Here is a 21,278-nt window from a genome sequence, read left to right on the forward strand (position 1 = left end):
CAAGCATATTTTTTATTTACGTGATATACGATTATTTTCAAAGTTATGTAAGTCAAACTGTTTATAATATTATCGTTATGTTATTAGGTGTAGTATGGTCTGGAATTTTAGCGTATGGAGCAGCAATCTTTTTAATTAAACCACTTCGAAAGTTGGAGGAGGCTGCACGGAAGGCAGCCGATGGCGATATTCGTGAAGATGTTCCGTTACCAAAAACAGATGATGAGATTAAATCTTTAAGTGTTGCATTTAATATGATGCTAGGGAACTTAAGAAGTATGGTAAAAAATATTGATACTACATTTTCGTATACAAATAATCAAGTTCAGCAAATTAGAAGGCAAACAGGGGAAGCAACAAAGCAAGCACGAGGTGTGTCTGAAACCCTTACAGAGATTTCTTCTGGTGCTGAGCAATCAGCAGCTTCCATTCAGGCGATTGTTTCGGCTGTTGATACAACAACTTCCATTGCGAGTGAAGTAGAAGAAAAAGCAAAACAGTCTGATGAGTTGTCTTTAGAAATGGTTCAAGCTTTGGGGCAAAGTACACGAGTCTTTACTTCTTTAATTCAAGGTATTCAAACATTGGCAAAAGAAAATGAAAATTCGATGCAAAATGTACAGAAGTTAGAAGAACGAATGAAACAAGTGGAACATATTGTTTCTGTTGTGAGTGAGATTGCTAGTCAAACGAATTTATTAGCACTGAATGCTTCTATTGAAGCAGCTCGTGCTGGAGAGCACGGAAGGGGCTTTGCAGTTGTAGCTGAAGAAGTACGTAAGCTTGCTGATGAAAGCGATCATTCTGCAAGAAATATTTCGCAGTTATTACGGAATATGCAAGAGGAAGTGCAACAAGTCGCATTGAAAATGACAGAGCAAGTGAAAACAGCTAAAGAAGAGGCAAAACGTGGGGAAGCTACTGAATTAATTTTAAAAGAAATGTCATCAAGTATTATGGAAGTTGCCGATGCAACGAAGCAGATTAGTAGCTATATGAACGAACAAGTTAGTCACATTCATCAAACAGGAGCACAGACGAAGGCTGTAGCAGCAATTGCTGAGGAAACATCAGCGGGTTCACAAGAAGTGGCACGTGTGACGTTGCAACAATCAAAAAATATGGTACTAATCGATCAATTACTAAAGGATTTAGAGAAGCAAGCAGCGGATTTGAAACAAACAATTGAACGATTTTCAATGTAAAAAGGAAGAACAGCATTCTGTTCTTCCTTTTTTACGTATGAAAAGGAGGGATACTTTGTTGAAAATGAAAAACATTGCACGGATCATATATGGTTTTCACTTTACGCAATCTTTGAAAGTTAGGGCCATAATAACTAGTTTGCCAATTTTTAATGTCGATATCGGGCCAATTGACATAGTCACCTAGTGTATAAGGATCTAAGCTTTCTCGTAAATCTTTAACCCAGCGTATATTACGATTTTCTTCATCATCGCATTTCCAAGAGGTAATGTATTCTTGCGCAATAATTGCTTTACGATGAAAATAAGCTGTTTCAGTAGGAGGAATATTTTCAACAGCACCTACGAGGGATTGGTGCCAAATACTGGCATCTTTATTTGGAGCGTGAGAAAGAAAATGTTGCATGATTTGAATGCCTTTAAGAGGGATAGGTTTATATACGTAGGAACCAGAACGCTTAAAGTTTTCAGGAATATTACCGCTATTAAAGAATCGAACAGCCTTTATATACGGAACTTCATCTATAAAAAGTGAGGGGTTACCAGTTTCAAGAAGAGGAGATAATAAGGAATGGAGTTCAGAGGGAGGGCCAACAAACTCACCTTTTACTTCAATTTTATTTCGTTGCTTTGCGAATAATTCAATTGATGAAGTGAGACGTTCGTCTATATAAGGCGCCCAATTTTGCCAAGCTTGAAATGCAGCGATAAAATCTTCCCATTCCCATGTAATTGAGAAGATTGATACATTCTTTATAGGATGTACTCGAAAAGTTAAAGAAGTAACAATTCCGAAGTTTCCACCACCACCACCGCGGCATGCCCAAAACAAGTTATGATTTTCATGTTCGTTTGCGCGAATGATTTTTGCTCCAAATTTACCGCACGCTTGTACCATTTCAACTTCTACTAATTGATCACATGTTAATCCAAATAAGCGTGAAAGCATACCGATGCCACCGCCAAGGCCTAATCCAACAATTCCAACGCTTGCACTTGTACCAGCTGGTATTGTCACACCATAATTCCAAAGCTCTTTATAAACAGTGCCAAGATTTGCACCAGCTTCAATTGTTGCTGTTAATGTATCTGTATTAACAGTAATGCGATGCATTTCACTCACATCAATAATAAGTCCTCTATTTAAAAGAGAAAAATTTTCATAGCTATGACGGCCGCTTCTTAAGCGAAATGGTACATGACGTTCGCGTGCCCATTTTAAGGCGTTGCACACATCATTTTTATTTTTGCAAAAAACAATAATACAAGGGAGTTTTGGAATACTTAAATTTAAATTCATTCGGGCTACGTCATAGTCAGGATCAGAGGGAACAACGATACGACCTGTTAATTTTGTTTGTCTCAATTTATCACTCCTTTCTAAAAATAAGCAGTGCTTTTTATTAATATATGAAAAGCGTATGTAACGTGCGTGGACAAGAGCAGGTGAGGAATGAGATTTGCTTTTGTGAGAAATAAATAAAGCATAAGAATAAGGAATCTACATAGAGTTCAATGAAAACAGTTGCAAACTATTCATATTTTGTTATGATAGTGTTACGAAAACGTTTGCATAAATTTTTCCGATGGGATGCAAAAGGAGAGAATGACTATGAATAAGACATGGTGGAAAGAAGCGGTTGCTTATCAAATTTACCCACGTAGCTTTATGGATTCAAATGGTGATGGTATTGGAGATTTACAAGGTATTATTGCGAAACTAGATTATTTAAAAGATTTAGGTATAGATGTAATTTGGATTTGTCCAATGTATAAGTCACCTAATGATGATAATGGCTATGACATTAGTGATTATCAAGATATCATGGATGAGTTTGGTACGATGGAAGACTTTGATGCTTTACTAGATGAAGTTCATAAGCGTGATATGAAGCTTATTATTGATTTAGTTATTAATCATACAAGTGATGAACATCCGTGGTTTATTGAGTCCCGTTCATCTAAAGACAATCCGAAGCGTGATTGGTATATTTGGCACGATGGTAAAGATGGTGCGGAACCAAACAACTGGGAAAGTATTTTTAATGGTTCGGCATGGGAATATGATGAAGGAACAGGACAATATTATTTACACTTATTCTCACGTAAACAACCAGATTTAAACTGGGAGAATAAAGAAGTTCGTGAAGTGTTATACGATACAGTTAATTGGTGGCTTGATAAAGGAATTGATGGTTTCCGAGTGGATGCAATTAGCCATATTAAAAAAGAAGATGGCTTCAAAGATATGCCAAATCCAAAAGAATTAAAGTATGTACCATCTTTTGATAAACATATGAATGTGGATGGAATTCAACCTTTATTAGAAGAGTTAAAAGAAAATACGTTTTCTAAGTATGATATTATGACTGTTGGTGAAGCGAATGGCGTTAAGATTGAAGATGCTGAGCTTTGGGTTGGAGAAGAGCAAGGTAAGTTCAATATGGTATTCCAATTCGAGCATTTAAGTTTATGGGATGCAGAGAAGAAGAAAGATCTTGATGTTGTAGGATTGAAAAAGGTATTAACGAAATGGCAAAAAGGGTTAGAAAATAAAGGATGGAATGCTTTATATATTGAGAATCATGATAAGCCACGTATCGTTTCAACTTGGGGAGATGATAAACAATATTGGCGTGAAAGTGCAACAGCTCTTGGAGCAATGTATTTCTTTATGCACGGTACACCGTTTATTTATCAAGGACAAGAAATTGGGATGACGAATGTTCAATTCCCAAATATTGAAGATTACGATGATGTAGCAATTAAAAATTTATATCGCGAGAAAATTGCAGAAGGTGTATCACATCAAGATATGATGGAGATTATATGGGCTTCTTGCCGCGATAATTCACGTACACCTATGCAGTGGAATGATGAGATGAATGCTGGTTTTACAACAAGTGCACCTTGGTTTGGTATGAATCCAAACTACAAAGAAATTAATGTTGAAAAGCAAAAGAATGAAGAAAACTCTATTTTCAATTTCTATAAAAAAATGATTGCTTTGAAAAAAGAGCACGATGTACTGAATTACGGTACGTACGATTTACTTCTAGAAGACGATTCGCAAATTTATGCATATACTCGTACATTAAACGATGAAAAAGTCGTTGTAATTAGCAATATCTCAAAAGAGGAAGCTGTGTATAATGAGGGTTCATTTGCACTAGAACGCAAACGTTTGCTTTTAAATAACTATAAAGTTGCGGAAAATGAACGAGTAACTTCAATCACGTTAAAGCCTTATGAAACAAGGGTTTATCGCATTTCATAATAAAAAAGGATGCTCTTAGAGCATCTTTTTTTATGAAAAAAAATAAATTTCTATTGCAAAGTGAAAACGCTTTTATTAAAATAGATTTATGAAAACGGTTGCGTAAAGATAAAAATAAAGTAACATAAGGAATCGTTTTCATAATAGAAACAGAAATTATAATTTAAATCATTATGTTGTTATAAATAAAGGGGAGGAAGAACAGATGAAAATTACGTCTTTTGATTTTTGGCAAAAGTTCGGGAAAGCATTATTAGTTGTTGTAGCTGTAATGCCAGCAGCTGGTTTAATGATTTCTATCGGTAAGTTAATTGGGATGTCTGCTGGGGATATTAACGCAGTTCATACAATCGCTCGCGTAATGGAAGACATCGGTTGGGCAATTATTACAAATCTACACATCTTATTCGCAGTAGCAATTGGGGGATCTTGGGCGAAAGATCGCGCAGGTGGTGCATTTGCAGCGCTATTAGCATTCGTCTTAACGAACAGAATTACAGGAGCTATATTTGGCGTAAACGCTGAAATGTTAGCGGATTCAAAAGCGAAAGTTTCTTCAGTATTAGCAGGAGATTTAATTGTAAAAGATTACTTTACTTCTGTACTTGGTGCACCAGCATTAAACATGGGAGTTTTCGTAGGGATTATCACAGGTTTCTTAGGAGCTACTCTATATAACAAATATTATAACTATAACAAACTGCCACAGGCATTAGCGTTCTTTAACGGAAAACGATTTGTACCATTCGTTGTAATTGTTTGGTCTACAGTCACTGCAATTGTATTATCACTTTTATGGCCATTTATCCAAAGTGGATTAAATGAATTTGGTCGCTGGATTGCAGCTTCAAAGGATAGTGCACCGGTTGTTGCACCATTTGTATATGGAACGTTAGAGCGTTTACTATTACCATTTGGTTTACACCATATGTTAACGATTCCGATGAACTACACAGAACTAGGCGGAACGTATACAATGTTAACTGGCTCAAAAATTGGACAAGTTGTAGCAGGACAAGATCCATTATGGCTTGCATGGATTACAGATTTAAATAACTTATTAGCAAATGGAGATACAAAAGCATATAACGATCTATTAAATAATGTTGTACCAGCTCGTTTTAAAGCTGGACAAGTTATCGGTTCAACAGCAGCATTAATGGGTATTGCATTCGCGATGTTCCGTAATGTTGATAAAGAAAAACGTGCAAAATATAAACCAATGTTCTTATCAGCGGCATTAGCAGTATTCTTAACAGGTGTAACAGAACCAATTGAATTCATGTTCATGTTTATTGCTCCAGTATTATATGTTGTATATGCAATTACAACAGGACTTGCATTTGCATTAGCAGATTTAATTAACTTACGTGTTCATGCATTTGGATTTATTGAGTTAATTACTCGTACACCGATGATGGTTAATGCAGGGCTAACTAGAGATTTAATCAATTTCGTTATCGTTTCATTAGTATTCTTCGGTCTGAACTTTACATTATTTAATTTCTTAATTAAAAAGTTCAACTTACCAACACCAGGACGTGCAGGTAACTATATTGATAATGAAGATGAGTCATCAGAAGGAACAGGAAATGTACAAGATGGTTCATTAGCAACAAAAGTTATTGATTTATTAGGTGGAAAAGAAAATATTGCTGACGTAGATGCTTGTATGACACGTTTACGTGTAACAGTAAAAGATTTAGATGTTGTTGCACCAGAAGCACAGTGGAAACAAAATGGTGCTTTAGGACTAATCGTAAAAGATAAAGGTGTACAAGCAGTATATGGTCCGAAAGCTGACGTATTAAAGTCAGACATTCAAGATATGTTAGGTGCGTAATAATATGAAATTGCTAACTTTAAACTGTCACTCTTGGCAAGAAGAGAATCAAATAGAAAAGATAAAATATCTTGCTAAAGTCATTCAAGAAGAAGATTATGATGTGATTGCATTGCAAGAAGTAAGTCAGTCTATACAAGCTGAAAATGTATGCGGTCACAAGAAAAAAGATAATTTTGGACTTTTACTATTAGAAGAGTTAAAAGCGTTACATGTAAAAGATTACAATATTACTTGGGATTTCTCTCATATTGGATATGATGTGTATGAAGAAGGATTAGCGATTATAACGAAGCATAATGTTGTAAAAGAAGATACGTTCTTTATTTCAGAAAATAAGGATACAACGTATTGGAAAACACGCAAAATTGTAAGCGCGACAATTGCTTATAATGATAAGAACATCACGTTTTACTCTTGCCACCTCGGTTGGTGGAATGATGAAGAAGAATCATTCAAAGATCAAGTTAATCGTTTGATGGGGCGTGTAGACAGTAATGAACTTTCCTTCTTAATGGGTGATTTTAATAATAACGCTCGTTTACAAGGTGAAGGCTATGAATATATGATGCAAAAAGGTTTGTATGACACATATGAACTAGCAATAGAGAAGGATGAAGGAACGACTGTCCAAGGTGAGATTGCTGGTTGGGATGAAAATAAACATAACTTACGAATCGATCTAATATTGTGTAATCAAAGTGAAAAAGTTCGTTCTTCAAAAGTCATTTTTAATGGTACGAACAGAAATGTAATTTCAGATCATTTCGGTGTAGAAGTACAAGTAGATATAGAATAGAAGAAATCCTCACAGATGATGAAAAGCTGTGAGGATTTTTTTGAGGAATACAAGTATTGCCAAGAGAAAATACTTGTATTTTTTATGACATTTCCTATATATTTGTTATTATTGAATGTAAAACTAATTTGGTCATTTTGTATGCATACTTTTTTTACTTCGTTATATAATGAAGTAAGTGAAATATTTAATGGGAAAAATAGTGTATTTTCGTTTAATCCACGATGTAGAAAGTGATATAATTGCAAAATGTATGTATCATTTTCTAAAGAAGGAAAAATATATAATTAGGTGATAACTTCTATGAAACAAATTTGGCGTATTTATAAGACAGATTTACGGAATGTAGCTAAACATTGGGCTGCAATTGTTATTGTTTTAGGATTAATGATTTTACCATCGTTATATGCATGGTTTAACATTAAAGCTTCCTGGGATCCTTATGGAAATACAAAAGGAATCCAGATTGCAGTTTCTAACCAAGATGCTGGATCAAATTTAAGAGGGAAAGATATTAACATCGGGAAAGAAATTGTAGATTCACTTAAGAAGGACAAAAATTTTGGGTGGAAGTTTGTCGATGAAAAGCAAGCGATTTATGGGGTAGAGCGTGGAGATTATTCTGCAAGTATTACTATTCCAAAAGATTTTTCTGAAAAGATTGCAACAGTCTTGGATGAAAATCCACAGAAACCAGAAATTGAGTATTACGTAAATGAAAAGGTAAATGCCATTGCGCCGAAGATTACAGCTAAAGGTGCATCGGGTCTTACAGAAGAGATTAGTAAAAACTTTGTTAAAACAGCAAACGGCGAGATTTTTGAAATCTTCAACGATCTTGGAATCGATTTAGAAACGAACTTGCCGAGTATTGAGAAGGTCAAGGATCTTGTCTTTAAGTTAGAAGCGCAGTTCCCAGAAATGAATACACTTATGGATAAGGCGTTAGATGATGCGACTCGAGCAGAAGATATTGTGAAAGTAGCGCAAAAAGATTTACCTGTTGTAGAGAGTGTCATAAATGATGGACAGGAAGCATTGGCAAATTTAGATAAGTTCTTTGCAAGACAAGATCAAACATTAAAAAATGCTCCAGGAACGATAAGAAATGATTTAGTAGCAGCAAAAGGCGTTATGGATAGTGCAGCTGCGTTTACTGACTTTTTAATGAATCCAGGTGTAGAATTAAATATTCCTGACTTGTCTGGAATGAATGGATTACCTGAATTCCCAGCGAGACCGGATCTTTCTAAGTTGAATAGTGATGGTTATAAGAGTATAGCGCAAAGTATTAATCAAACAGTAAATAATGTTTTAAGTTCATCACGTGCAGGAACAGCTTATGGGAAAAGTGTTTTAAATGGCTTACAAAATGGCCAATTTGACCCTGAACAAGCAAAGAAAGATTTAAATGCGGTATCAGATCGATTGCAAACTGGTACAGATGGTATTTCATATCTTATTAATTTCTTTACTGAACTTCAAAACTCAGCGACGACTGATTTTGGAATTAGCTTTTTCAAAGGGCGAGTGGATCACTTAACTAATGTTAAAAAAGGTATGGAAAATGCAAATAATGGTATTAAAGATATTGTAAATGTTATCGGTACAGGACAAGAAGTAAAGAAAGATGTTACAGATGTAGCGAATCAAAAATTAGATGCAGCAAATTCATTGATTGATCAAGCGGAAAAAGATTACAATGAAACATTTGTAGCAGATTATAAAAAAGCAGTTAGCACAGTAGATCAAGCTAAAGTTGATGCAAATGCAGCATATGACAATGCAAAAGCAGATTACGATAAAGCAAAAAATGGCCTTGAAGGTGCAAAAGCAGATTTACAAAAAGCGAAAGAAGATGTACAAAATAGAGGTGTTAACGGTTTAGATTCCACGAAAGTAGCTTTAAATAGTTTAAATGGTCAATTCCAATCTGGAATCGGTTTAATTGATGATATGATTCCTGTTCTAGAAAGCACAAATAAGGTTTTAGCTGATGTAAATAGTGATAAAAATCTTAATAATGGAATTGCAAAGTTAAATAAAGCGAAAAGTAGTCTGCAAAAAGGTGTAGATGCAACGAATAAGGGAATTACACTTCTTAACAATGGACAGAAACCTACAAAAGATGTAATTGAAAGTATTAACAACGCTGCGAAGGGCGGGTCAGCTCAATTAACAGATGTATTATCGACGTACGATTCAGAAATTGTACCTAATTTCAATACAGCAATTGCTCGTACAAAAGAGATGTCGAAAAATACAACTCAAATTTTAAACGATGCAGACAAAAAGCTTCCAGATGTGAAGAAATTACTAGAAGATTCATCAAAAGGCTTAGTAGATGGTAGAAAGAAATTAGCGGACATTAAAGCTGAAATGCCAGAGACTGAGAAAAAGATTAAAGACTTAGCAAATAAAATTCGTGATTTTGAATCGGAAGAGGATATAAAAGACATCATACGCTTATTGAAAAATGATGTTGAAAAGCAAAGTGACTACTTTGCGAATCCAGTAAATTTAAAAGAGAATAAATTATTTGCAATGCCGAACTACGGTTCAGCAATGTCACCATTCTACACAGTGCTTGCATTATGGGTAGGCGCATTATTAATGGTTTCATTATTAACGGTAGAAGTACATGAAGAGGGCGCGAATTATAAGAGCCATGAAATATACTTTGGACGTTTATTAACATTCTTAACGATAGGTCTTTCGCAGGCGTTTATCGTATCAATGGGGGATATATTCTTACTCGGTACGTACGTAGTCGATAAATTCTGGTTTGTGTTATTTAGTTTATTTATTGGCGGAGTATTTGTTTGTATCGTGTACTCACTTGTTTCTATTTTCGGAAACGTTGGGAAATCGATGGCAATTATTTTACTTGTGCTTCAAGTAGCAGGATCGGGCGGAACATTCCCAATTCAAATGACACCACCATTCTTCCAAGCGATTTATCCGTTCTTACCATTCACATATGCAATTAGTGCAATTCGTGAAACGGTAGGTGGAATGCTTTGGGATATCGTAACGCGAGATTTACTTGTGTTAAGTGTTTTCGTAGTAGTCATTGTTATTGCTGCGTTATTATTGAAAACACCAATTAACAAATCGAGTGAAAAGTTTGTTGAGAACGCAAAAGGAAGTAAAATTATTCATTAATAATAAAAGGTTCCTACCGATAGAGGTAGGAACCTTTTTGTTTAATCGAATTTTAATTTCTTTAAAGCTTCTGCGAACGGATTATTTAATGGTTCTTCTTCTTTGTTCTGCTGTTTCATATATTTTTGAACATCGCGCTTATCAGCTTTGTTTCCAGATTCTTTTTTACGTCTTTCTTGGAATGTGGATAATTTCTCGCGATAGCCACATTTACATGCAAAGATTTGTCCTGCCCCTTCACCACGTAATTCTAACTTCTTCTTACATTGAGGACAACGAGCGTTTGTTGTACGAGATACATTTTTACGATGACCACATTCACGGTCTTGGCATACAAGCATTTTACCTTTTTTGCCGTTTACTTCTAACATCGGTTTACCGCAGTCTGGACAAGACTTCGTTGAAATGTTGTCATGTTTATATTTTTTATCACTCGATTTAATTTCAGCAACAATTTCTTTCGTATAGTTCTTCATTTCTGAAATGAATACTTCTTTCTTTAATTTTCCTTTAGCGATAGCTTCTAACTTTTGCTCCCATTCACCAGTTAGTGTAGGAGATTTCAGTTCTTCTGGCACTAAATCAAGTAACTGACGGCCTTTGGAAGTAATATGAATATCTTTACCACGTTTTTCAAGTAAGAACGAATTGAATAACTTGTCGATAATATCAGCTCGTGTAGCTACAGTACCTAATCCACCAGTTGACTTTAACGTGTCAGCAAGTTGTTTGTTTTGCGTATCCATGTATTTTGTTGGGTTTTCCATCGCTGAAAGTAAAGTTGCTTCATTAAAGCGTGCAGGTGCTTTTGTTTGACCTGATGTTTGGACAATTAGTTTTACGTTTAATGTATCGCCTCTTTCGATGCGAGGTAAGATTTGTTCTTTTACATCATCGATTGTATCATCATCTTCAAATCGATTTTCATAAACCTCTTTCCAACCAGCATGTAAAATTGTTTTTCCTCGTGCGATGAACGTTTCATCACCAATTTTCGTGCGCAATGTTAGTTGTTCATATTCAAAGGCCGGGAATAAAACAGCTAAGAAACGTTTTACAACTAAGTCATAAATTTTACGTTCTTTATCTGTGAAAGCTGAGAAGTTTACATAGCTCTCTGTTGGAATAATCGCGTGATGATCGCTTACCTTACTATCATCAACAAATGATTTATTAGATTTTACAGGTTTCTGCAATACTTTATGTGCTAAAGGACGGTATTCTCCAACTCCGCACGCCTTCAGACGCTCTGGAAGTGTGCCGACAATATCAGATGAAATATAGCGTGAATCTGTACGAGGATACGTTAAAACTTTATGCTGTTCATATAACTTTTGCATAATGTTTAATGTTTCTTTCGCAGAATAACCAAATATTTTATTCGCATCACGTTGTAGCTCAGTTAAATCGTAAAGACCAGGAGCGAACGATTTCTTTTGTTTTTTATCGATGTCTACAACAGTAGCATTTTGCTTACTGATTTTGTTCACAAGTGTATCGATTTTTTCTTTATTGAAGCTGCGACTATTTCCTTTTGTGTCTTGCCAAGTTAGTTTTAATCTCTCAGCTGTTTGAGCTTCGATACCATAGTAAGTTTGAGCTTTGAAATGTTTAATTTCATCTTCACGGCTTGCAATCATGGCTACAGTAGGTGTTTGGACACGACCACAATTTAGTTGAGCATTAAAGCGAGTAGTTAATGCTCGAGTCGCATTAAGGCCGATATACCAGTCAGCCTCTGAACGTGCGACAGCAGAAGCGTATAGATTGTCATATGCTTTTCCTGGTTTTAAATTTGCGAAGCCATCTTTAATTGCTTTATCAGTAACAGATGAAATCCATAGACGTTTAATTGGTTTCTGCATTTTAACTTTATCGATAATCCAGCGTGCGACCAACTCCCCCTCACGACCGGCGTCAGTAGCTATAATGATTTCATTTACATCTTTTCTAAGAAGCTGACTTTTTACAGCGTTAAACTGTTTCCCTGTTTGTTTAATAACGGTTAGTTTTAAACGCTCCGGTAGCATTGGTAAATCTTCTAAATTCCATTGTTTATATTTCACATCATAGCTTTCTGGATCAGCTAATGTAACGAGATGACCTAAAGCCCAAGTAACAATATATTTACTACCTTCAAGATAGCCGTTCCCTTTTTTATCACATTTCAGTACACGTGCGATATCACGTGCAACAGAAGGTTTTTCAGCAATTACAATACTTTTTGCCATATTTAAAAACATCCTTTCAAATTTCCATACGTTAAATATAGCATACATCTTTGTTCTATTCAGTCTTGCTGACGGTTTGAGTTATTTGTGATGAAATATACGTGTGAGAATTTTACTTATATAAAGGAGAAGAATGGTTGAACCAGGAGAGTTATGATCTCTATCATTCTATAAAAGGAAAGAACTTGTTATTTTACTAGAATAAGAGTAGACTTTGAAGTAGATGAATAATAAGCACATGGGAGTTTGTGGATGCAAACTGAGAGTATGACTAATCCGTCATTGACCATTTGAACCTGTTGGATAATGCCAGCGTAGGGAGAGTGTAAAAGCACATGTTCAGGCACTTTGCGTACGCGCAAAGTGCCTTTTTGTGTATCTCCCATCATTATAGTTAGGGGATGAGAAGAATGAATATGAAAGAAATTAGTAAAGTAGTGGATTTGGTGAGAGAAACTAATCCGCTCGTTCATAATATTACCAATGTCGTTGTAACAAACTTTACAGCTAACGGTTTGTTAGCGTTAGGAGCATCGCCTGTAATGGCATATGCAAAAGAAGAAGTAGCAGAAATGGCTAGCATTGCTGGAGCGTTAGTATTAAATATGGGGACACTTCGTCCTGAAGAGGTAGAAGCGATGTTACTAGCGGGTAAATCAGCAAATGTGAACAATGTACCAGTATTGTTTGATCCAGTTGGTGCAGGAGCAACATCGTATCGAACAGAAGTTGCGAGACATATTCCGGCTGAAATTGATTTAGCGATTATCCGCGGAAATGCGGCTGAAGTAGCGAATGTTATTAATGAGAGCTGGGAAATTAAAGGGGTAGACGCTGGTGCTGGAAATGGCAATGTTGTAAGTATTGCAAAACAGGCAGCGGATGAATTAAATACAGTTGCGGTGATTACTGGAAAAGAAGACGTTGTTACAGATGGAGAGCGAACGATTCTTATTCGAAATGGTCACCCTATTTTAACGAAAGTTACGGGAACGGGTTGTTTACTAACTTCTGTAATAGGAGCATTTGTAGCGGTAGAAAAGGATTATGTAAAGGCAGCAGTAGCTGCAGTAACGTTTTATGGTGTAGCTGCGGAACTGGCAGCTGCTAAGACAGTGGAACAGGGACCTGGTAGTTTCCAAATTGAATTTTTAAATCAGTTAGCGAATACAACTTCAGATGATATTGAGAAGTATGGGAAGATTGAGCTTATATAGTAAGGAGGGGAATTAGATGCCGCGTATTACAAAGGCTGAAATGTCTAGATTGTTATCAGTATATTTTATTATGGGAAGTAACAATTGTACGAAGGAGCCACTACAAGTATTGAGAGATGCACTGGAAGGTGGTATAACAATTTTTCAATTCCGTGAAAAGGGGGAAGGTGCTTTAACGGGAGAGGAACGTATTTGTTTCGCAAAAGAACTACAAGCAATTTGTAAGGAGTACGGTGTCCCATTCATTGTAAATGATGATGTGGAACTAGCTATCGAGTTAGATGCAGATGGCGTGCATGTTGGACAAGATGATGAAGGAATTACTTCTGTTCGTGAAAAAATGGGGGATAAAATTGTTGGTGTATCTACACATACAATTGAAGAAGCACACTGGGCAATTGAAAACGGAGCTGATTATTTAGGGGTTGGCCCGATTTTTCCGACGAGTACGAAAAAAGATACGAAAGCAGTTCAAGGCACGAAAGGTTTAGCTCATTTTAGAGAACAAGGAATTACAATACCGATCGTTGGGATTGGTGGCATTACAATTGAAAATACAGCTTCAGTTATAGAAGCGGGTGCGGACGGTGTTTCCATTATTTCTGCGATTAGTTTAGCGGAATCAGCGTATGAAAGTACGAAGAAGTTAGTAGAGGAAGTAAGTAAGAATTTGTAGAAAAAAGCTATGTAGTAAAATGCTACATAGCTTTTTGGGTATTAATCATTAGAAATAGGGGGGATTATTTGAAACGGAATAGGTTTGTAGCGTTGCAAAATGAGTTGTTTCGTTTATTTAAACAAACGTTTGATTAAAAAAGCACAAACCCTTGATCCATGTAGGTTTGTGCTTTTTCTTTAAAACATAATTGAAATTAAGAGCATTCCAATTCCGATTGAAGTGAATGTTGCGATTAGACCTGGAATCATAAAGCTATGATTTAAAACATATTTACCAATGCCTGTTGTACCAGTTCGATCAAAGTTAATGGCAGCAACGATTGTTCCATAGTTTGGAATGAAGAAATATCCATTTACTGCAGGGAACATCGCGATTAGTAGTGCTGGTGGAATACCGAGTGATAATCCGAGAGGCATTAAAGCACGTACTGTTGCGGCTTGACTGTATAGTAAAATAGATAGAATGAATAATGCGATGGCAAATAGCCATGGTGCACTTGTTACTAGGTGTTGAATTGATCCTTGAATCATATTTAAGTTTCCGTTAAAGAAAGTATCTCCCATCCAAGCGATACCGAAAATAGCAACAACTGCTGTTGCACCCGCTTTAAAGACGTTACCAGACACGATGCTTTCTACATTTGGTTTGCAGAAAATAATAATAAGAGCTGCGATAGTTAACATAACCATTTCAATTGTGTTTGGCATGGAAAGACGAACTAACTTCCCGTCGACTATCCATCCTGGACGAAGTGCTTCAAATGAACCGAGAAGCACGACAAGGAAAGTTCCTACTAAGAAAAGGATAACGGATAGTTTAGCGCCTTTTAAACCAACAAATTCTTTCTTCTCTTCAAATTTAGGAATCATTCCTTCTTTTAAACGTTTCAAGTATTCAGGGTCTTCATTTAATTCTTTCCCCATTTTGCTAGCAACAAATGCAGCTACCATACAAGCGATGAAGGTAGAAGGAATACTTACTTTTAAAATATCTAATAAAGTGATTTTATAGTCAGCTAGCATTGCTAAAAGTGCAACTGTTGCAGCTGATATAGGACTAGCTGTAATTGCTTGTTGGGAAGCGATTACGGCAATTGACATTGGTCGTTCCGGTCTAATCCCAGATTCGCGAGAGACTTCTGCGATAACAGGAAGTACAGAATAAGCAACGTGACCAGTTCCTGCGCACAGTGTAAATAAATAAGTGACAATTGGAGCAAAGAATGTAATGCGCTTTGGATTTTTTCGCAATGCTTTTTCAGCCAGATGAACAAGGTAGTCCATTCCTCCAGCGGCTTGCAGTGCACCGGCAGCTGTAATTACTGCTAAAATCATAAGCATTACATCAATAGGAGGAGCTGTAGGTTGTAAGTGGAAGACGAAAACAAGTATTGCCATACCAACGCCACCCATTACTCCTAAACCAACTCCGCCTAGGCGTGCGCCAATAAAAATGCAGAGTAGTAACGTAAGAAATTGTAGCCAAAACATGATAAACTACCTCCGAAATTCATTAGTTAAGATATATTCGAATAATTTAATTTGAATGAAAATTAAAATAAATACTCAAAACAATCCTTGTGTTATATACATTTTTTATTATATAACACAAGAAATGTAACATTCACGAACTTTGTTAAATTATTTCGAAAAAATAATACATTGAAACTTTACATTTGCATCTCTAAATAGGTAGACATTTTAATTTTTATGTTGTAATCTTTGATAGAGAATAATTTAATTCTCATAGAACTCCCATATCGTTCAACTCGTTCAGCGAGAAAGGCAAACTGATGGAAACATTAGGACGCAAAACTACAGGAGCTAAGGCCGAAAGGCTATGCTAGCCAGTTACCGGACGGATAGGGTTGGTCTTGACCAATGCTCTTTTCATTGGTCTTTTTTTTGTGTGTGTAAACAAATGAGGATAATTATCATTTATTAATAAGGTGTATATTTTAATAGCGTTACTTTATAGTAAGTTAATTAAGAAAGGTGATGTTAATGAAAAAATATTGGCACAAGCTATCATTTCTTCAAAAAAATGTATTGCTAACTATATTAGTTATTTTGACGCTTGTTGGTACTATGGGAGCGTTAAGTTTTAACATGTTTCAAAATAGCATGATGTCTATATTTGAAAGGCATTCTTTTGAAACAGGAGATACGGTATTACATAAATTAGACGCAGAAATATTAAGGGATGTTGCAAAAAATCCAACCGCAGAAAGAGAAAAAAGAGAGAAGTTAACAGAGAAATTAGATGAATCAACGGAAGAATTGAACAGTGTTGGACAAACGTATATTGTTGGAGCGAAAAAAAATGAAAAAGGTGAGCTACAAATCATTGATTTGTCCACAGGTTTAGCAAATGTTGTTGAAGTAAGACCGGGGGAATATTATAAACAACCAGATCTTTGGATGGAAGCATATGATAAAGTAATGAGCACAAAAAAAGCAAACATGACAGTAGTATATGAAGACGCATTGGGATCATGGGTAACGATATTAGAGCCAATTAAAGATGAGGAAGGTAATATTGTGGCAATTGTTGCAGCCGATGTAGATGCCTCTATTGTTCCTATTACAAAGGAAAAATTCATTATACAAGGTTTAATGTTTATTTGTATTTCTGTTTTAATTGCAACGGTTATTCAATTCCTAATCGTACGTAACGCACTTGCTCCATTGCGAGATTTACGTGAAGGATTGCGCAAAGTCGGTGAAGGAGACTTAAGTATTAAATTAGAGGAAAGACCAGATGATATTGGTATTATTAATGCGTATTTTAATAATACTATCGAGAAGTTTAAAGGGATTATAGACAAAGTGAAGCAGACAGCAGAACAGGTTTCCTCATCTTCACAAGAATTGTCAGTGAGTACGAAAGAGAATAGCATGGCAGTCCAAGGAATCGTAAGTTCTATAGTGGAGTTAAGGGCTGGCGTTCAATTACAAGAAACTGCAGTACCAAAGTATTTAGATATTATATATGAAATGGAAGATAGGATGGAAGAGATAACGGATGCTGCAAAACAAATGGCGAAAGAGTCTGAAGGTACAAAGCATCATTCAGTAAAAGGAAATGGTATTATTGAACAGACGATTAATCAAATGAACATAATACAAAATACAGTACAGGACTTATCTTCTATTATTTATTCTTTGGAAACAAGATCAAATGAAATTAGTGATATTGTAACAGTAATTACCGGTATTTCAAATCAAACGAATTCGCTAACTTTAAATTCTTCTATTGAAGCTTCACGTGCTGAGGAAACCGGACGGGGATTTGCTGTTGTTGCTGATGAAGTGCGTAAATTAGCAGAGCAGACGGAAGCATCAGCAAAAGATATAGCAAAATTAATAGAGGAAACGCGAGCTGGTACGGAAGAAGCTGTTGTTTCAATGAAAAATGCTTTAAAGGAAGTAGAATCGGGTATGAAACTTGTTGAAAGTAGTGGTGCTTTCTTTGGTGGAATTTCAAAATCAGCACAATCTGTTACAAATCAGGTTAGAGTTGTTTCTGACAATTCAAGTGATATATTGCAAAATAGCCAAAATATTGTGCGGATTGTAGATGAACTATCACTTATTGCAAATACGTATGCGAATAGTAGTAGTAATGTTGAAGAAAGTATGAAAGAGCAGGAAATGTCTGTACAAGATATTGCGGAATTAGCTAGTTCTTTAAGCTGGCTTTCGCAGGAGTTACAAGAGTTAATAGGAGAATTCAAAAGTTAAATGAAATGATTATACGCGCTTTTGTTTGTTCAATAAAATAAATCATGCTACAATGAAAACGAATTAAGGACCGGGGAGCCAATTGGCTGAGAGGATGTAAACAAACATCGACCCTCAACCTGATCTGGATAATGCCAGCGTAGGGAGTTACTTAAAGTGATGTAGCATATGTTATTCTATAATAACTTGCATACAAGGCTTTCCTACGTAGTAGGAAAGCCTTTTCTTGTTTTAAAATTTAATTTCATAAGGGGGATTTTACTATGTCACAACAAGTTACAATTTCATTTTCAGTAGTACCACAAGCGAAGCACAAAGATGTGTATTCTGTTGTTGATAAAGCAATTGAGGTTGTACAACAATCGGGAGTTCGTTATGAAGTAGGGGCAATGGAAACAACGCTGGAAGGAGAATTAGATGTACTTCTTGATGTCATTAAACGTGCGCAACAAGCTTGTGTGGATGCTGGAGCAGAGGAAGTGATTACTTCTATTAAAATCCATTATCGTCCAAGCACTGGTGTAACGATAGATGAAAAGGTTTGGAAGTACCGTGATGAATATGCAAAACCAGAAGCAATCTAAAATAATTACAACTATTTGGCTTATCCTTCTCATTGCGATATGGGAAGGATCTGTTTCATTATTTAAAATTGAACCGTGGATTTTACCGAAGCCTTCTGCCATTGTTCAAGAATTAATTGGAATGAAAGATTTACTATTACCGAATACGATGCAAACGTTACAAGAGGTTCTAATCGGACTGTTTTTTGCGATTTTAATTGGGACAAGTATTGCAATTATTATGGATGTTATTCCTTTATTTCGTATTTTAATAAATCCGTTGCTTGTTATTTCGCAAACGATTCCAATCGTTGTACTTGCACCGTTATTTATTATTTGGTTTGGATATGGAATGCTACCGAAAGTAATGGTAGTCATACTCGTTTGTTTCTTCCCGATTGCGCTTAGCATTTTAGAAGGTTTTCAAACGGTAGATAAAAATCTGTTGAAGTTGTTGCAAACGATGAAGGCAACGAAATGGCAAGTTTACCAGAAAGTAAAGTTTCCAGCAGTGCTTCCATACTTTTTCTCAGGGTTAAAAATTGCAGTTACATATAGCGTAATGGGAGCGATTATTGGGGAATGGCTCGGTGCCAGTGAAGGATTAGGAGTTATGCTTACGAGAGCTACAAAATCCTTTTTAACAGCCCGAGTATTTGGTGTGGCAGCAATTATTGTTATGGTGACATTATGCCTGTATTTTATCGTGGAGTTTATGGCAAGAATAACAGCACCATGGATATATAGAAAGGACGGCAGAAAATGAAAAAAGGTTTAAAAGTTATGTTGGCTGCCTTATTAGCAGTAGGTGTGGCTGGATGTAATCCGGCGAAGAAAGAAGATAGTGCAAGTAAAGATCAAAAAGTAAAAGTAGTATTGGATTGGTTTCCAAATACGAATCATACTGGTTTATATGTAGCGCAAGCGAAAGATTATTATAAAAAGCAAGGCTTAGATGTAGAAATTATTCAGCCTGGTGATAATGTGACAGCGGAGCAAATGATAGCTTCAGGAAAAGCTGACTTCGCAATAAGCGCACAAGAAAATGTAACATTGGCTCGTGTAGAAGGTATTCCTGTTGTATCTGTCGGAGCGATTATTCAACATAACACTTCAGCTTTTGCATCGCTTAAGAAGGATAACATGACTTCACCGAAAGATTTTGAAGGTAAACGTTACGGAGGCTGGGGAGGACCAGCAGAAGAAGCAACGTTGAAGACAATTATGGAGAAACATCAAGCTGATTTTAATAAAGTTGAAAAAATCATCTTAGGACAAACCGATTTCTTTAAATCAATCGGCCGTGATGCAGACTTTGAATGGATTTATTACGGATGGGATGGAATTGAAGCGAAGCGCCAAGGAAAAGAGTTAAATACGATTATGGTGAAAGACTTAGACCCAGCGCTTGATTTCTATAGTCCTGTTATTATTACGAGTGAAAAACATACGAAGCAAGATAAAGACTTTGTGAAAAAGTTTATGAGTGCAACGACAGAAGGGTATAATTTTGCAATTAAAGAACCGAAAGAAGCTGCTGATATTTTAATTAAAGCTGTTCCAGATGTAAATAAAGACTTAGTACAAGAAAGTCAAAAGTGGTTAAGCACGAAGTATCAAGATGATGCAAAAGCATGGGGAGTACAGAAGGAAGATGTTTGGACGAATTACATGAATTTCTTATATGATAACAAAGTAATTAAGAAGAAAATTGATGTAAAAGATGCCTTTACAAATGAGTTCCTTCCAAGCGAAAAATGAGCGGATTACAAATAAAAGATATTGTGAAATCTTTCGATGGCAAGAATGTATTAGCAAATATTAGTGCTTCTATACGAGAGGGAGAGTTCGTTTCTTTTGTAGGCCCAAGTGGTTGCGGGAAAAGCACATTATTAAATATGATTGCAAATGTTGAAAATCCAACAAGTGGGAATGTAACGTATAACGATAAGCAAATGCAAGAGCAAGATGTTGTAAGTTATATGCCGCAACAGGATTTATTACTGCCGTGGCGATCAGCTTTGCAAAATATAGTTCTTCCATTAGAAATCGAAGGGAAACCGAAAAAACAAAGGCTGACAGAGGGAATGGAAGCATTAAAGCAGTTTGAACTAGATGAATATGCAGACCATTATCCAGATGAATTGTCTGGTGGTATGCGTCAAAGAATTAGTTTTCTGCGCACATATTTATGTGAAAAGCCAATTATGCTACTTGATGAGCCTTTTGGAAAATTAGATGCCTTTACAAAAATGGAAGTACATAGCTGGCTTTTAAACTCTTGGCACCAAGAGAAGCAAACAATCGTTATGGTCACACATGACTTAGATGAGGCAATCTTGCTTTCGGACCGCATATTTATATTATCTCAAAGACCAGCATCAATAGTTGGTGAGGTACAAGTGAAATTAACTAGGCCGAGAACGATGGATATGTTAACATCACTTGAGTTAAAGAAGGATAAGGAAGAAATTCTGAGAGTATTAGCCCCGTATATGAAAAAATAGAAAAAGCCTTTTAACAGTTTTTGGTATAATTACTGTTAAGAGGCTTTTT

At 35.9% G+C, this 21,278-nt stretch carries 15 protein-coding genes, 1 pseudogene and 3 riboswitches; of the genes and pseudogenes, 13 read left to right on the forward strand and 3 right to left on the reverse strand.

All coding sequences use genetic code 11. The annotated features are described in order from the left end of the window. Positions 1-77: 77 nt before the first annotated feature. Together ACHZK0_RS26810 and ACHZK0_RS02155 are read left to right on the forward strand one after the other, a co-directional pair. A pseudogene (locus tag ACHZK0_RS26810) lies at positions 78-263 on the forward strand (HAMP domain-containing protein); the annotation flags it as partial. Positions 264-278: 15 nt separating this feature from the next. After that, on the forward strand, positions 279-1,205 hold the full coding sequence (locus tag ACHZK0_RS02155; RefSeq protein ID WP_416333833.1) for a methyl-accepting chemotaxis protein: 927 nt from the start codon (positions 279-281) through the stop codon (positions 1,203-1,205). Positions 1,206-1,236: 31 nt separating this feature from the next. Here ACHZK0_RS02155 and ACHZK0_RS02160 read toward each other — a convergent pair whose 3' ends face one another. Further along, complete coding sequence (locus ACHZK0_RS02160; RefSeq protein ID WP_262742109.1) at positions 1,237-2,571, reverse strand: FAD-binding oxidoreductase; 1,335 nt, start codon at positions 2,569-2,571, stop codon at positions 1,237-1,239. A 246-nt stretch (positions 2,572-2,817) separates the two neighbouring features. On the opposite strand from ACHZK0_RS02160, the gene ACHZK0_RS02165 reads away from it, so the two are divergent. The 4 genes from ACHZK0_RS02165 (at position 2,818) to ACHZK0_RS02180 (ending at position 10,289) form a co-directional block, all read left to right on the forward strand. Continuing rightward, a complete protein-coding gene (locus ACHZK0_RS02165) occupies positions 2,818-4,482 on the forward strand; it encodes a glycoside hydrolase family 13 protein (protein WP_270342084.1) in 1,665 nt (554 codons plus the stop codon). Between the two features lie 205 nt (positions 4,483-4,687). Next, positions 4,688-6,325 (forward strand): PTS transporter subunit IIBC, encoded by a 1,638-nt coding sequence (locus tag ACHZK0_RS02170; RefSeq protein ID WP_000705542.1) that lies wholly within the window; start codon positions 4,688-4,690, stop codon positions 6,323-6,325. A gap of 4 nt (positions 6,326-6,329) precedes the next feature. Next, complete coding sequence (locus ACHZK0_RS02175; protein WP_270342083.1) at positions 6,330-7,124, forward strand: endonuclease/exonuclease/phosphatase family protein; 795 nt, start codon at positions 6,330-6,332, stop codon at positions 7,122-7,124. A 303-nt stretch (positions 7,125-7,427) separates the two neighbouring features. Next, entirely contained in the window at positions 7,428-10,289 is a 2,862-nt protein-coding gene (locus tag ACHZK0_RS02180; protein WP_270342082.1) for a YhgE/Pip domain-containing protein, read from the forward strand. A gap of 41 nt (positions 10,290-10,330) precedes the next feature. Here ACHZK0_RS02180 and topB read toward each other — a convergent pair whose 3' ends face one another. After that, on the reverse strand, positions 10,331-12,520 hold the full coding sequence (topB, locus tag ACHZK0_RS02185; protein WP_262742103.1) for a DNA topoisomerase III: 2,190 nt from the start codon (positions 12,518-12,520) through the stop codon (positions 10,331-10,333). Positions 12,521-12,748: 228 nt separating this feature from the next. After that, positions 12,749-12,858: riboswitch (TPP riboswitch) on the forward strand. 72 nt (positions 12,859-12,930) lie between these two features. On the opposite strand from topB, the gene thiM reads away from it, so the two are divergent. Together thiM and thiE are read left to right on the forward strand one after the other, a co-directional pair. Continuing rightward, entirely contained in the window at positions 12,931-13,737 is an 807-nt protein-coding gene (gene thiM, locus ACHZK0_RS02190; protein WP_262742102.1) for a hydroxyethylthiazole kinase, read from the forward strand. Positions 13,738-13,753: 16 nt separating this feature from the next. Further along, positions 13,754-14,413, forward strand: a complete 660-nt coding sequence (thiE, locus tag ACHZK0_RS02195) for a thiamine phosphate synthase (protein WP_377921230.1) — start codon at positions 13,754-13,756, stop codon at positions 14,411-14,413. Between the two features lie 179 nt (positions 14,414-14,592). Here the strand turns inward: thiE and ACHZK0_RS02200 are convergent, their stop codons facing one another. Then, the gene (locus ACHZK0_RS02200; RefSeq protein ID WP_270342080.1) at positions 14,593-15,906 is read right to left on the reverse strand and encodes an anaerobic C4-dicarboxylate transporter family protein; all 1,314 of its coding nucleotides are present in this window, start codon (positions 15,904-15,906) and stop codon (positions 14,593-14,595) included. A gap of 283 nt (positions 15,907-16,189) precedes the next feature. After that, positions 16,190-16,274, forward strand: a riboswitch (cyclic di-GMP riboswitch). Between the two features lie 145 nt (positions 16,275-16,419). Between ACHZK0_RS02200 and ACHZK0_RS02205 the strand changes: the two genes are divergently transcribed. The 5 genes from ACHZK0_RS02205 (at position 16,420) to ACHZK0_RS02225 (ending at position 21,229) form a co-directional block, all read left to right on the forward strand. Then, complete coding sequence (locus tag ACHZK0_RS02205) at positions 16,420-18,159, forward strand: methyl-accepting chemotaxis protein (RefSeq protein WP_395761109.1); 1,740 nt, start codon at positions 16,420-16,422, stop codon at positions 18,157-18,159. A 61-nt stretch (positions 18,160-18,220) separates the two neighbouring features. Continuing rightward, positions 18,221-18,322, forward strand: a riboswitch (TPP riboswitch). A gap of 100 nt (positions 18,323-18,422) precedes the next feature. Continuing rightward, positions 18,423-18,743: an MTH1187 family thiamine-binding protein gene (locus ACHZK0_RS02210; protein WP_061676686.1), complete on the forward strand. Its 321-nt coding sequence runs from the start codon at positions 18,423-18,425 to the stop codon at positions 18,741-18,743. After that, the gene (locus ACHZK0_RS02215) at positions 18,715-19,488 is read left to right on the forward strand and encodes an ABC transporter permease (RefSeq protein WP_142331711.1); all 774 of its coding nucleotides are present in this window, start codon (positions 18,715-18,717) and stop codon (positions 19,486-19,488) included. The genes ACHZK0_RS02210 and ACHZK0_RS02215 overlap by 29 nt, the downstream gene beginning before the upstream one ends. After that, complete coding sequence (locus ACHZK0_RS02220; protein WP_088094988.1) at positions 19,485-20,483, forward strand: ABC transporter substrate-binding protein; 999 nt, start codon at positions 19,485-19,487, stop codon at positions 20,481-20,483. Before ACHZK0_RS02215 ends, ACHZK0_RS02220 begins: the two co-directional genes overlap by 4 nt. Beyond that, positions 20,480-21,229 carry an ABC transporter ATP-binding protein gene (locus ACHZK0_RS02225; RefSeq protein ID WP_262742095.1) on the forward strand — a complete coding sequence of 250 codons (750 nt, stop codon included), beginning with the start codon at positions 20,480-20,482 and terminating at the stop codon, positions 21,227-21,229. Before ACHZK0_RS02220 ends, ACHZK0_RS02225 begins: the two co-directional genes overlap by 4 nt. The last annotated feature ends 49 nt before the right edge of the window (positions 21,230-21,278 follow it).

The organism is Bacillus sp. 3G2 (assembly GCF_044324725.1).
In the GTDB taxonomy this organism is placed as follows: domain Bacteria; phylum Bacillota; class Bacilli; order Bacillales; family Bacillaceae_G; genus Bacillus_A; species Bacillus_A mobilis.